The organism is Campylobacter curvus (genome assembly GCF_013372125.1).
GTDB classification, from domain to species: Bacteria; Campylobacterota; Campylobacteria; order Campylobacterales; family Campylobacteraceae; genus Campylobacter_A; species Campylobacter_A curvus.
The window spans coordinates 1452513-1465952 of record NZ_CP053826.1; the positions used below are offsets into that span (position 1 = coordinate 1452513).

At 44.4% G+C, this 13440-nt stretch carries 11 protein-coding genes; 5 read left to right on the forward strand and 6 right to left on the reverse strand.

Features of this window, described 5'->3' with window-relative positions:
* Positions 1-401 precede the first annotated feature (401 nt).
* The 6 genes from CCVT_RS07130 to galU all read right to left on the reverse strand — a co-directional run bounded on the left by CCVT_RS07130 (position 402) and on the right by galU (position 8249).
* Positions 402-1742, reverse strand: a complete 1341-nt coding sequence (locus CCVT_RS07130; protein ID WP_018136165.1) for an anaerobic C4-dicarboxylate transporter — start codon at positions 1740-1742, stop codon at positions 402-404.
* Between the two features lie 143 nt (positions 1743-1885).
* Positions 1886-3301, reverse strand: coding sequence for an aspartate ammonia-lyase (locus CCVT_RS07135; RefSeq protein ID WP_018136164.1), 1416 nt, complete (start codon positions 3299-3301; stop codon positions 1886-1888).
* Positions 3302-3705: 404 nt separating this feature from the next.
* Positions 3706-5295 (reverse strand): ABC-F family ATP-binding cassette domain-containing protein, encoded by a 1590-nt coding sequence (locus tag CCVT_RS07140; RefSeq protein ID WP_018136163.1) that lies wholly within the window; start codon positions 5293-5295, stop codon positions 3706-3708.
* A 358-nt stretch (positions 5296-5653) separates the two neighbouring features.
* On the reverse strand, positions 5654-6199 hold the full coding sequence (locus CCVT_RS07145; protein ID WP_018136162.1) for a DUF1287 domain-containing protein: 546 nt from the start codon (positions 6197-6199) through the stop codon (positions 5654-5656).
* A gap of 15 nt (positions 6200-6214) precedes the next feature.
* Positions 6215-7432, reverse strand: a complete 1218-nt coding sequence (locus tag CCVT_RS07150; protein WP_018136161.1) for a glucose-6-phosphate isomerase — start codon at positions 7430-7432, stop codon at positions 6215-6217.
* Positions 7419-8249 carry a UTP--glucose-1-phosphate uridylyltransferase GalU gene (galU, locus tag CCVT_RS07155; RefSeq protein ID WP_011992568.1) on the reverse strand — a complete coding sequence of 277 codons (831 nt, stop codon included), beginning with the start codon at positions 8247-8249 and terminating at the stop codon, positions 7419-7421. Before galU ends, CCVT_RS07150 begins: the two co-directional genes overlap by 14 nt.
* Before the next feature lie 109 nt (positions 8250-8358).
* Between galU and CCVT_RS07160 the strand changes: the two genes are divergently transcribed.
* From CCVT_RS07160 to CCVT_RS07180, 5 genes are all read left to right on the forward strand, one after another.
* A complete protein-coding gene (locus tag CCVT_RS07160) occupies positions 8359-8973 on the forward strand; it encodes an IMPACT family protein (RefSeq protein ID WP_018136160.1) in 615 nt (204 codons plus the stop codon).
* Between the two features lie 40 nt (positions 8974-9013).
* Positions 9014-9826 (forward strand): prolipoprotein diacylglyceryl transferase, encoded by an 813-nt coding sequence (gene lgt / locus CCVT_RS07165; protein WP_018136159.1) that lies wholly within the window; start codon positions 9014-9016, stop codon positions 9824-9826.
* 82 nt (positions 9827-9908) lie between these two features.
* Complete coding sequence (locus CCVT_RS07170; RefSeq protein ID WP_009650531.1) at positions 9909-10610, forward strand: fumarate reductase cytochrome b subunit; 702 nt, start codon at positions 9909-9911, stop codon at positions 10608-10610.
* Between the two features lie 21 nt (positions 10611-10631).
* Positions 10632-12620 (forward strand): fumarate reductase flavoprotein subunit, encoded by a 1989-nt coding sequence (locus tag CCVT_RS07175; RefSeq protein WP_018136158.1) that lies wholly within the window; start codon positions 10632-10634, stop codon positions 12618-12620.
* Positions 12613-13332: a fumarate reductase iron-sulfur subunit gene (locus CCVT_RS07180; protein ID WP_009650540.1), complete on the forward strand. Its 720-nt coding sequence runs from the start codon at positions 12613-12615 to the stop codon at positions 13330-13332. The genes CCVT_RS07175 and CCVT_RS07180 overlap by 8 nt, the downstream gene beginning before the upstream one ends.
* Positions 13333-13440 lie beyond the last annotated feature (108 nt).

The window sequence follows — 13440 nt, forward strand, 5'->3', positions numbered from 1 at the left end:
CGCCGCCGCCGATTTTTACTTCGTGCTACGCACTCGTAACGAGACTTCGCTACGAGGACAGGGAAGCGGTAGCTGACCGCGGTCTGCTTGCAGTTGCGAGTGCAACGAAGCGTCTTGAAAAGCTGCAAGCAACGCGAAGCAGAAAAAATCGTGCTATATGTTCGGCGTCTTGCGGAGAGAGTATGGTTTTTGCTTCACTTCGTTCGCAACTGCAAAGCAGAAGTGAAGCAAGTGTCAATAATTTATTAAAATTTTACTACGCCCTAGCAAGCTAAATAGAATTCGGCGACATTTCGCTTCGCTTGTTCGTAGCTGTAAGTGAGAAATTTATCAACACTTTTTAAAATAGAGCCAAGTAAAATTTAAAGAAAGAGACCGAGAAAGCATCTCGGTCAAAATTTTTATAGAAGTATAGGTGCTACTATAAAGCCTAACGCAACTGAAACTGCGACCATTATAGTGCCCGGTATAAAGAAAGAGTGGTTGAATACGAATTTTCCGACTCTTGTCGTTCCTGTGTCATCCATCGCTATCGCACCAAGAGTGGTAGGATATGTAGGAAGGACGAATAGTCCTGAAACAGCTGCAAATGAAGCGACTAGTATCCAAACTTGACCTGAATTTTCAGGGCTTGTCATACCAAGTGCTAGCGCGACGACAGGCATCATGACTTTTGTAGTAACGGCTTGTGAATAAAGAAGCGCACTGACAAAGTATAAAACGACAGCCAAAACGAATGGATATTGTTTTACGAATTCAGATGCCACGGCTTTGATCGCATCAACGTGTCCGCCGACAAACGTGCTGCCTAGCCATGCGATACCAAGCACGCAGATGCACGCGTTCATACCGCTTTGGAAAGTGCTAGTTGAAAGTAGCTTGCCTGTCTCGACTTTGCAAAGCATAACGATGAATGCACCAATAGTAAGCATGAAGCTAATGATCGCACCATCTCTACCAAGGATGACCGGGTTGATAAGTCCGACATTCTTTGAGATAGCCAAAGCGTAGATGACGACGGCTAAAACGCCGATACCAAAGATCGCGACAGAGCGTTTTGCATAAGGTAAAAGCTCCTTTTCCTCATGCCCCTTGATCTCTTTGACAAGACCTTTTGCAAGTCTTTCTTGATAAATAGGATCTTTTGAAAGGTCCAAATCATAAAACATATTTACTATGAATGCAGTTATGAGCATGCCAACGAATGTAGTAGATATGCAGATGAAAAGCAACATAGGATAATTCACACCAAGTGGCTCACATAGACCGCTCATCGCGACAAATGCCGCCGATATCGGGCTAGCAGTGATCGCTACCTGAGATGAAACGACTGAAAGCGCAAGTGGAGCGGAAGGTTTTATATTTTCGCTTTTTGCGACCTCGACGATGACAGGTATCATAGAAAACGCAGTGTGTCCGGTACCTGCAAATACTGTCAATAAATAAGTAACAGTCGGTGCTAGATAGTTGATCTGTTTTGGATTTTTACGCAAAATTCTCTCTGCCACCTGAACCAAATAATCAAGTCCGCCTGCAACTTGCAAAGCCGTGATAGCCGAGATGACTGATGCGATGATCAAGATGACGTCCCAAGGCAAATTTGCCGGCTTCATACCAAAGCACAAGGACAAAATAATAACGCCAAGACCACCGGCGTAACCTATACCCATACCTCCTAGCCTGACGCCTAGGTAAATACCTCCAAACAAGACTATAATCTGTAAAATCAGCATTATATCCATTGGAATCTCCTTTTAAAAAATTATTTTAAAAATTTTAAACTCTCAAGCATTGAAAGCTGGGTGGCTCTCAATGCTTTTATGATTAGGATTTTATTACAATCAGTATAAAACTTAAATTAAATCCTTAAATTTTATAACTAATTTTATTTACCTATGTCGTCTTTACTCATGCTAGGATTTAGCATATTTTTTGGCTCTAAAATTTTATCTATCTGAGCCTTTGACAAATAGCCTCTCTCAAGGCAGATGTCACCTACGGCTTTGCCTGTTTGAAGTGCCTCTTTAGCGATGCTTGCTGATTTCTCGTATCCGATATGCGGGTTGAATGCTGTGACGATACCGACTGAGCCAAGGACTGATTTTAGGCAAGCCTCAGGATTTGCAGTCAGTTTCTTGATGGCTTTTTCAGCTAGCGTTTTCATTGCGTTTTCAAGTATGCAAATAGAGTTGAATAGTCCATAAGCGATACCAGGTTCGAATGCGTTTAGCTCAAATTCGCCGCGCTCGCTGCAAAGCATGATAGTCACGTCGTTGCCGATGACCTCATAGCAAGCCTCGCCTACGACCTCTGCGATGACAGGGTTTACTTTACCAGGCATGATAGAGCTACCAGGTTGCATTTGAGGTAAATTTATCTCGCCAAGTCCGCATCTTGGGCCTGAGTTCATCAAACGAAGGTCGTTTGCTATCTTTGAAAGGCGAACGGCGGCTGTTTTTAGTGCACCGCTTACATGGACGAAGTCCGCAGTATCTTGTGTAGCTGCGATGAAATCATCCGCAGCTTCAAATTTCACTCCGGTTATCTCAGATAGCTTTTTCTCGACTACGAATTTATAGTCAGGATGGCAGTTGATACCTGTTCCTATCGCAGTCGCGCCCATATTTAGATATCTCATTGACTCGCGTGCAGCAGTGATCTTTTCGATGTCGCTTTTGATGTAAGTGGCAAAAGCGTTAAATGTGTTGCCAAGTGTCGTAGGAACGGCGTCTTCCAGCTCTGTCCTACCCATTTTGATGACATCTTTCCACTCTTTTGCTTTTACCTCAAGCTCGCTTTTTAAAAGCTCCATAGCTTTAAGCAAATCGGTAAGTTTAGCGTAAGCTGCTACTTTGATAGAGCTTGGATAAGTGTCATTCGTGCTTTGACCTAAATTTGTGTGGTCGTTTGGATGAAGGTATTGATATTCGCCTTTTTTATGCCCCATGCTCTCAAGCGCGACGTTTGTGATGACCTCGTTTGCGTTCATATTCGTGCTGGTTCCCGCGCCACCTTGGATCATATCTACGACAAATTGATCTCTAAATTCGCCCGCAATGAGTCTATCGCAAGCTTTAGCTATCGCATCTGCTTTAGCAGCCTCTAAAACGCCGACTTCTTTGTTTGCAAGAGCCGCAGCTTTTTTGATCTGAGCGAAAGCTTTTATAAAATAAGGATAGTCGCTTAGTTTTCGTCCGCTCATATGGAAATTCTCAAGTGCTCTGAATGTTTGCACACCGTAATAGACATCATTAGAGATTTCAAGCTCGCCGATGAAGTCGTGTTCTTTTCTAGTACCCATAATGGTTCTCCTTTATAAGAAATTGTTATCGGAATTATAAACTATTTTTTAATTTCAAAGATTAATTTTTAATTTGTGGTTTAAGTTTTTCAGGTAAGGCTTGTTTAGCAATGTTTTTAGAGACAATTAATAATATAATTTAAGCTATATTTTATATTATTGGTCGAAAAAATTATTATAGATATAAAATAGTAACGTTTTTATTACTAAAAAGTCACACTAATCTTGTGATTTTCATATTTTTTTTAAGTTTCACATCTAAATTTTAAAGAGTATTAATACAAAATAAACTAAATTTTAGCACTCATAAATAGCAAATGATAAAATTCTGATACAAAGGTGATACTTTTATGAGATTTTATAGCAGAAAATGCCGTTTTCAAAACGGCATTGTAAATGAAAGTTTAATCCTCAAGTCCTAAATTCTGACGGTATTCTTCGTATGTGCCTCTAAAATCAACCACTTCGCCATCGCCTTTTAAGTGCAAAATTCTATTTGCAAAAGCGTCGATCAGCTCTCTATCGTGGCTCACGCATACGACGCTTCCGTTAAAATTATAAAACGCCTCGCCAAGTGCGATGATCGCTTCAAGGTCTAGGTGGTTGTTTGGCTCATCCATCACGAGTAAATTTGGACGATGCAGCATGAGCTGAGCGAGCCTGACGCGATGCTTCTCGCCACCACTTAAAGCGCCCACGGCCTTTTCCTGTTCGGCACCGCTAAAGAGCATGCGCCCTAGGCACTTTCTGATCTCGTCGATATCCTTGTTTTTAGCATCTTGCAAGTATTCATAAAGCTTTAGATCGCTGGTGATTTTATTTACGGTATCTTGCGCGAAATACCCCAGCTCGATAGTCGCTCCGATATGCACCGAGCCGCCATCTGGGGCCAGCTCACCGGTTATTAGCTTGCAAAGCGTGCTTTTGCCAACACCGTTATGGCCGATGATGGCGAGCTTATCACCCTTTTCAAGCTTGAAATTTAGCCCATCAAAGACGACTTTATCGTCAAATTTCTTGCTTAAATTTTTGATCTCGATGAGCTCGTTTCCTATCTCGCGGTTCGTGCGAAAAAGTATGCTAGGATCGCGTCTGCTCGATACTGCGATCTCGGCGATATCCAGCTTTTCAAGCTGTTTGGCGCGACTGGTCGCTTGCTTGGCTTTGCTCGCATTTGCCGAAAAGCGCGCGATAAACCGCTCTAGCTCCTCTTTTTCCTTCAGTTTCTTGTCGCGCTCCATCTCGTGCTGTTTGGTGATGAGGTTCGCCGCCATATACCAGTCGTCGTAATTACCCGAAAATTCACGGATTTTCTTAAAATCCACATCCAAAATATGCGTGCAGACGCGATTTAAAAAGTGCCTATCGTGGCTGATAACTACAAGCGTTCCCTCGTGGTGATTGAGCTCGTTTTCCAGCCATGCGATGGCGTCGATGTCGAGGTTGTTCGTCGGCTCGTCCAAAAACAAAATATCAGGCTTTGGAAACAGCACTTGCGCCAAAAGGACCTTGACCTTTTCGGAATTTTCAAGCTCGCTCATAGATTTATCAAACTCATTTAGTCCCAGTGAGCTTAAAATTTTCTCGATCCTGGTTTCGTATTCGTATGTGGGATCCTCCTCTGCGGTGATCATCTCAAGCTCGCTTAGTCGGTCGTTTATGGCGTCTGTAAATTCAGGGCTCTCATAAAGCTTTTCTTTTTCTTTAACTGCGTCGTAAAGGCGCTTGTTGCCATATAGAACGGCATCTTTTAGGCTGAAATTTTCAAACGCGAACTGATCTTGACCAAGCACACCCACACGAAGACCGTTTTCTATCACGATCTCGCCGCTAGTAGGCTCTATCTCGCCACTTAAAATTTTTAAAAATGTCGATTTCCCGGCGCCGTTCGCACCGATCAGTCCGTATCTGTTGTGGCGATTTAGCTTTAAATTTACATCTTCAAACAGCAAGCTACTGGCAAATCTCTGTGTCAAACCTCTAACTTCTAACATTATTTTCCTTTAAATTTTAAACGGTAATTTTGCCAAAAATTTTATTAATTTCTAATCTTTTAGCAAAATAATACGCAAAGCCCGCCGTCATTTAAATTCGGCTTCTTTCTGATAAAGTGTTGATTTTTAAAAAATTTAAATGTTCTAGCGTAGTCAAATCTTATGCAGCGACACTATTGCCGCCGAAATTAAGGGAAGCGTAAGCTGACCGCTAATTTCGTGCTATATGTTCGGCACTTTGTGGAGCAAGTAAGATTTACGAAGCTTTCATTTAAGGCTATCAGCACTTTTTAAAACAGAGCCAAATTCCATTGTATAGCATAAAGCCATAGTCGTATAAAAAAATAAAATTTCTCCCTCATTTTATCCGAAAATGCCCAGTCAGCTTAAAGCGATCCAAGATGTCTTCCTCTTGCGTCCCAGAGCCGATATTGTGGATTATAAGCGGTGTAGAACCGTTAAATTTATCGGAGACGATGCCGATGTGAGGGAGATTACCCGGTAGCTGCCACGTGAGTATGTCTCCTGGCATGAAAGTATCGTCATTCACCTCAAGTCCTCGCCTTTTTAGATATGTAGCGATGTTTAGCACACGGCGATGATCGATGTTTTTATCAGTTCCTTTTAGACCCCATTTTTTAGGATAGGAGCTAAAATTTTTAGCCATATCGTCATGTATCAGCTTTTGTAAGTCTATATTTTGAAGTCTCAAGGCTCGCACCAGCACATCGGAGCACACGCCTTTTGAGATCTCCACATCGCCCATCGGATAGGCAAGGCTGGAGTATGAGGGATCGTAATAGATCGTAACGCCGATCTGGCTCCTGGCGTCAGTGACTAGCTTTTGTGGAGAAAAGGCGAACAGCACCGTAGCAAAAAGCATCAAAATTTTAAAAATTTTCAAATTTGATCCTAAATTTTACTTCAAAAGCATCGTTTTTAGTATGCGTTTGCCGATCTCCACGCCAGGCTGATCGTATGTGTTTATGCCCAGCATTATGCCGGTAGCAGACGTCAAAAGCTCGTAGTAAAAGACCAGCCAGCCCGCATGCCACTCATCAAGCGCATCAAGCGTGATGATATCCACGCTTACGCCCTCTTGCACTAGCGCCATCGCAGTAGCGTCGCATTGTAAATTTAAAAGCTTGTTTAGGCTAAGCCCGCTCACAAAGTCGCATCCCTCAAGCCCTTGTAAGCTGATGTCAGGTATGTTCGTATCGACTCCGGCGTCATTTATCTTTATAAATGTCACGCTTTTGTCTTTCACGCCGTCCATTATGAGCTGTAAAAAGCTGTGCTGATCGCGACTGCCGACCAGCCCGACCGGCGTGAGGCCTACACGTTTGTAGCCTCTTTTTTTACCAAGACTCTCCGCCCAAAGCTGCACATACCAGTCGTTAAACTCAAAAAATCGGTCGCAGTAGCTAAAGACGACATTTATACTCGCACTTCTATGAGTGGCGTAGTGGTAGGCTTTCGCGATAAGCGAGGCGTCCTTTTCGTCGATATATCGCCTCTTACAAGCTAACGCCCCGGCTAGAAGCTGCTTCACGTCGTATCCGCAGATAGCAAGCGGAGCCAGCCCTATCGCGCTTAAAACGCTGAATCTGCCGCCCACATTTGACGGGATATTGAAAAATTTTATACCGTTTTGAGTAGCGAAATTTTGCAAATTCGTGCCAGGATCGGTGATTATCAAAAAATTTCGGCTAAGAGAGCTTGGGCCAAAGCGATCTAGCAAGCACTTAAATATCGTGATCGTCTCGATCGTGTTGCCCGATTTGGAGCTGATGATAAAAAGCGTCTCGTCAAAATTTATCGTGCTTACAACGCTTTCAAAGCTGTTTGGATCGACGTTATCTAGGAAATAAAGCTCTCTTTTGCTCTTTTTTGCCCCGAGCATCGACTTTAGCGCTTTTACACCCAGCGAACTGCCGCCGATGCCTACTAACACGACGTTTTTTATACCTTGTAGGCTTTTTTCGTAGGTGTAAATTTCACTCACCAGCTCCTCGCCAAGATCGGGCAGATGATAATATCCTATCTCGCCGCTTTCGTATTCGTCGTTCATACGCTTTGCGTAAGCGGCGATGAGCTCCTCTTTGGTGAAGTTGAATTTAAAGCTATTTTCTACCATTTTTTAGCTCGTAAAAGAAATTCGTAGCCTCTACAAAGCCGTCTATACTGCCGCAGTCAAAGCGCCTGCCTTTGAATTTATAAGCTATCACGATGCCCTCTTTAGCCTGTGATCTTAGAGCGTCCGTTATCTGAATTTCGCCGTTTTTACCGGGTTTTGTGCGCTCTAATATATTAAAGATATCAGGCGTCAATATATATCGTCCGATAATGGCTAAATTTGTCGGAGCATCGGCAGGATCGGGCTTTTCTACCATATCATCGACCATTATGAGATCATCTTCTATGAAGCGGCCGCTCACCACGCCGTAGGATTTTATCTGCTCTTTTGGCACTTCCATCACCGCAACTACCGAGCAGCGGTATTTTTCATAAATTTTTACCATCTGAGCCAGCACGCCCTCGCCTGCGTCGTTCACGCAAAGATCATCCGCGAGCACCACGCCAAAAGCCTCGTCGCGAACGAGCGTCTTGCCCGTGTAGATAGCATGCCCAAGCCCTCTCATCTCGTTTTGGCGGGTAAAGCTGAAAGTGCATGAGTCCATGAGCTTTCTGATGTCATCAAGCAGCGGCTCTTTGCTGGTGCCGGCTATTTGATGCTCCAGCTCGTAGCTGATATCAAAATAATCCTCCAAAGCGCGCTTGCCGCGCCCCGTGACAAAGGCCATATTGTTCATCCCCGCCTCCAAGGCCTCATCGACTCCGTAATGCACCAAGGGCTTTGTCAAGATCGGCAACATCTCTTTTGGTAGTGATTTTGTCGCCGGTAAGAATCTCGTTCCGTATCCGGCAGCCGGAAATAGGCAGGTTTGTATCATTTTTATCCTTTTATCAAAGTTGCAAAATTCTACTACTTTTAGCTTAAAAATGCCAGAACGGGTAAATTTTTGCTATCATTAGCGCACAAAAATCAAAAATAGGCGAATTTTGCAAACCGTATCCGAAATTTACAGCGCAAAGACCGAGATCAAAAAATCTACTTTCCTAAGCTACCTCCTGCCGATCGCTAAATTTGAAGAATTTCACGAAATTTTAAGGTCAGATCATCCAAAAGCCGCACATATCGTCTGGGCTTACAGAAAACTGAACAAATACGCCCAGATCATCGAGGCTCAAAGCGATGACGGCGAGCCAAAAGGCACATCAGGGCAGCCTTGTTTGAACGCTTTGCGAGGAGCTCGGCTAATAGACACGGCAGTGCTGGTGGTGCGATATTTTGGAGGCGTAAAGCTTGGTACGGGCGGGCTTGTGAGAGCTTACGGCGGAGCTGCAAATCTAGCGATAAACGAGGCGAATTTAGAAATTTTCGAGCAAAAAGATATATGCGGCTTTTTCGTGCCGTTTTCATTGACAGCTAGGTTTGAGCATTTCTTACAAAAGCAAAATTTAGAGGCTAAACGCGAATTTAACGAGGATGGAGCGATATGGCGGGTGGAATTTAACGAGGATGAATTTAACGCGTTTTATGATTTCGCTCACCACTTTGAGGCGCAAAATTTCGCCTTTTTAGCCATACCGCTCTTTGCAAGGCGTATTTTTTAAGCCTATGAGGTGTAAAATCACAAAATTTTAAGGTAAGATCATGAGCACTTGGAACGATATCTACAACCACTTTGACCCCGTCGCCTTCACGCTTTTTGACTTTAGCGTGCATTGGTACGGCATAATGTATATCTTAGCCCTACTTAGCGCGCTAGGGGCGGCAAAATACTTTGTCAAAAAGGACAATATCCCGATAACGGACGCACTTTTGGATAATTACTTTTTTTGGGTGGAGATCGGCGTGATACTTGGAGCCAGGCTCGGATACATCGCGATCTACTCCGGTGAGGCGGTTTATTTTTTCACTCATCCTTGGCAGATTTTCAACCCCTTTCACAACGGCGAATTTGTCGGTATCCGAGGCATGAGCTATCACGGGGCGGTAGTTGGATTTTTACTAGCGACGATACTATTTTGTAAAAAATACAAGCAAAATTTATGGCAGCTGCTCGATCTGTGCGCACTTTGTATCCCGTTCGGGTATATATTCGGACGTATCGGAAATTTTTTAAACCAAGAGCTCTTTGGCAGAGCGACAGATGTGAGCTGGGGCATAAATGTATTTGGGATTTTAAGACACCCTTCGCAGCTTTACGAAGCCGCACTCGAGGGTCTAGTCGTTTTCTTAATCCTCTTTTTCTACCGTAAATTTAAAAAATTTGACGGCGAGCTCATCGCACTTTATGCGATACTATACACGCTAGCTCGCTTTATCTGCGAGTTTTTTAGAGAGCCTGATGCAGGGATAGGCTTTATCATATTTGGCCTTTCTATGGGGCAGATATTATCAATTTTGATGTTTTTTGGCGGAATTCTGGCGTATTTCTTTTTGAAAAAAAATTATATTAAATAGTTTAACTTAGTTTAAAGTTATATAGGTGTATAATCGCCGCAAAAGAAAACCAAATATTAATAAATTCTTAGAAGGAGTGCTCATGGTTGGGCTTATAGAGGGTTTCCTCGGTAAGCAGGCAGACTGCAAAAAGAGTCGTGTGCCTGCGGTTTTTGATAGGTGGCAGAGTATAACGGGTTTTATTCTTGCCTGTTTCATACTATGTCACATGGTATTCACTTCGACTATTCTACTTGGCAAAGATGCGTTCAATGCAGTCGTAGAATTTGCGGAAGCCAGCTTTTTGATCAAAGGCGGGTTACCTATCGTAACAAATTTGATAGCCGCTGTGATCTTCGTCGTTTTCATCGCTCATGCTTTCTTAGCGATGAGGAAATTTCCCGCCAACTTTAGACAGCTTATAATGTTTAAAGGACACAAAGATCGCATGAAGCACTGGGATACGACGCTTTGGTGGTTTCAGTTTTTGACAGGATTTGCACTATTTTTCACTGCGAGCGCTCATTTGGTCGATATCGTTTTCAATCCGCATAAGATAACAGCCGAGCATTCGGCGGCAAATTTCCATACTTTAGAATTTTTCTATTTTGCATTGCTTGTTTTTATGGTAGTGCATGCCGGCGTAGGAATGTATCGTTTATATGTCAAATGGATAAGTATTGAGGGTGCTAATAAACAAGAGATGTTTGCAAAAAGAAACAGAGTCAAAACTATAATTTTTGCAATCTTTGGAGTGCTCGCATTAATCGCATTAATCGCTGATTTTGTTTGGGTCAGCCTTTAGTTTGGTAAATAGGAGCTAAAAATGAATGTAAAATATTGTGATGCATTGGTTATAGGCGGAGGTCTTGCGGGACTACGAGCTGCGGTCGCGGCTGGCGAAAAGGGACTTAGCACGATAGTTTTGAGCCTTATCCCGGTCAAACGCTCTCACTCGGCAGCCGCACAAGGCGGTATGCAAGCGTCTTTGGGAAATTCAAAAATGAGCGAAGGCGACAACGAGGACGTGCATTTTGCCGATACGGTAAAGGGAAGCGACTGGGGCTGTGACCAAACGGTCGCGCGTATGTTTTGCCAAACCGCTCCAAAAGCGATTAGAGAGCTTGCAGCTTGGGGCGTGCCATGGACCAGGATAACAAAGGGCGAGCGAAGTGCCATCATCAACGCTCAAAAAACCACTATTGTCGAAAAAGAAGAGGTGCATGGACTCATCCACTCTCGCGACTTTGGCGGCACTAAAAAATGGCGCACCTGCTACACTGCTGACGCGACCGGACACACCATGCTCTTTGCCGTGGCGAACGAAGCGCTAAAACACAACGTAGAAATCCACGACCGTAAAGAAGCGATCGCTCTCATCCACGAAAACAACCGCTGTTACGGCGCGATAGTCCGCGATCTAGTGACCGGCGAGATCATCGCCTACGTATCAAAAGGCACGCTCATCGCAACCGGTGGCTACGGACGCGTTTATAAACACACTACAAACGCCGTCGTGTGCGAGGGTATAGGTGCTGCGATCGCACTAGAAACTGGCGTAGCACAGCTTGGCAATATGGAAGCGGTGCAGTTTCACCCGACTCCGATCGTACCAAGCGGAATTTTGCTAACGGAGGGTTGCCGCGGTGACGGCGGAATTTTACGTGATGTCGATGGCTACCGCTTTATGCCAGACTATGAACCGGAGAAAAAAGAGCTCGCCAGCCGCGACGTCGTGAGCCGCCGTATCATGGAGCACATCAGAAAAGGCAAAGGCGTCAAAAGCCCTTACGGCGAGCATGTCTGGCTAGATATCAGTATACTTGGCCGCGAACACATCGAGAAAAATTTACGCGACGTGCAAGAAATTTGTATGATATTTAACGGCATCGATCCGGCAGACGAAGGTCCAAAGGGCTGGGCACCAATCCTGCCTATGCAGCACTACTCTATGGGCGGCATAAAAACAAAGCCAACAGGCGAGAGCCCGACGCTAGCCGGACTATTTAGCGCTGGCGAAGCTGCATGCTGGGATATGCACGGCTTTAACCGCCTTGGTGGAAATTCCGTATCAGAGACTGTCGTAGCGGGTATGATCGTGGGTGATTATTTCGCAGATTTCTGCGCGAGCCATGAGATAGATATAAAGACCGAAAATTTAGAAAAATTCGTCAAAAAAGAGACTGATTATCTACAAGGACTACTTGATAAAGAGGGCAAATACAATGTCTTTGAGATCAAAAACCGCATGAAAGATGTGATGTGGGAGCACGTAGCCATCTTTAGAACGGGCGAGGGCCTCGAAAAAGCCGTCAAAGAGCTTGAAGAGCTTTACAAAAAATCGCTTGATGTCAAGGTAACGAACAAAACGCTATTTGGCAACCCTGAGTTAGAAGAGGCTTACCGCGTTCCAAAAATGCTAAAACTAGCCCTTTGTATCGCTTACGGCGCACTCTTACGCACCGAAAGCCGCGGGGCGCATTATAGAGAGGACTACACCAAGCGCGACGATCTAAACTGGCTAAGCAGGACTCTAACGAGCTGGAAAGAAGGCGCTACGATGCCGACAGTCGAATATGAAGCGCTTGATATAATGAAGATGGAAATTCCACCTGCATTTAGAGGATACGGTGCCAAAGGTAACATCATCGAGCATCCTGACAGCGCGAAACGCCAAGCGCAAGTCGATGAGATCCGCGAGAAAATGCAAGCCGAGGGCAAAGGAAGATATGAAATTCAAGAGGCTTTGATGCACTACGAGCTTCAGCCAAAATATAAAGCACCAAATGAAAGAGCAGGTATAGGTTATGAGTAGGAAAATCACGATAAAAGCGTTCAAATACAATCCGCAAAGCAAAATTTCAAAGCCGCATTTTGCCTCTTACGAGCTAGAGGAAACCGACGGTATGACTTTGTTTATTGCGTTAAATGTCATCAGGGAGAAATTTGACCCTGATCTTAGCTTTGACTTTGTTTGTCGCGCGGGCATCTGCGGTAGCTGCGGCATGCTAGTAAACGGCAAGCCTAGTCTTGCGTGCAGGACGCTTACTAAGGACTTCCCAAGTGGCGTCATCGAGCTTATGCCGCTTCCGGTGTTTAAGCTATTAAAAGATCTAAGCGTAGATACCGGTAACTGGATGAACGCTATGAGTAGGCGCGTAGAGAGCTGGATACACTCCGATCACGTCACTGACATATCAAAGCTTGAAGAAAAGGTCGAGCCGGAGGTCGCTCAGGAGGTTTTCGAGCTAGATCGCTGCATAGAGTGCGGTATCTGCGTCGCAGCGTGCGGCACAGCCATCATGAGACCTGATTTCATCGGTGCTGTGGGACTTAACCGCGTGGCTCGTTTCAAGATAGACGCGCTTGATAAGAGGACCGACGAGGACTTTTACGAGCTCATCGGAGACGATGACGGGGTATTTGGCTGTATGACGCTGCTAGGCTGCGAAGACAACTGCCCAAAACACCTACCGCTTCAAAGCAGGATCGCATATATGCGCCGTAAAATGGCGGTTATTAAATAACTTATCTCCTTCGTGTCGCGTGAAGAAATTTGCGCGACACTTTTTAAATTTACAAAAATATCATACTTCGTCCGACGAACAAATCTGCACTTTTAAGTCTGTAGACTC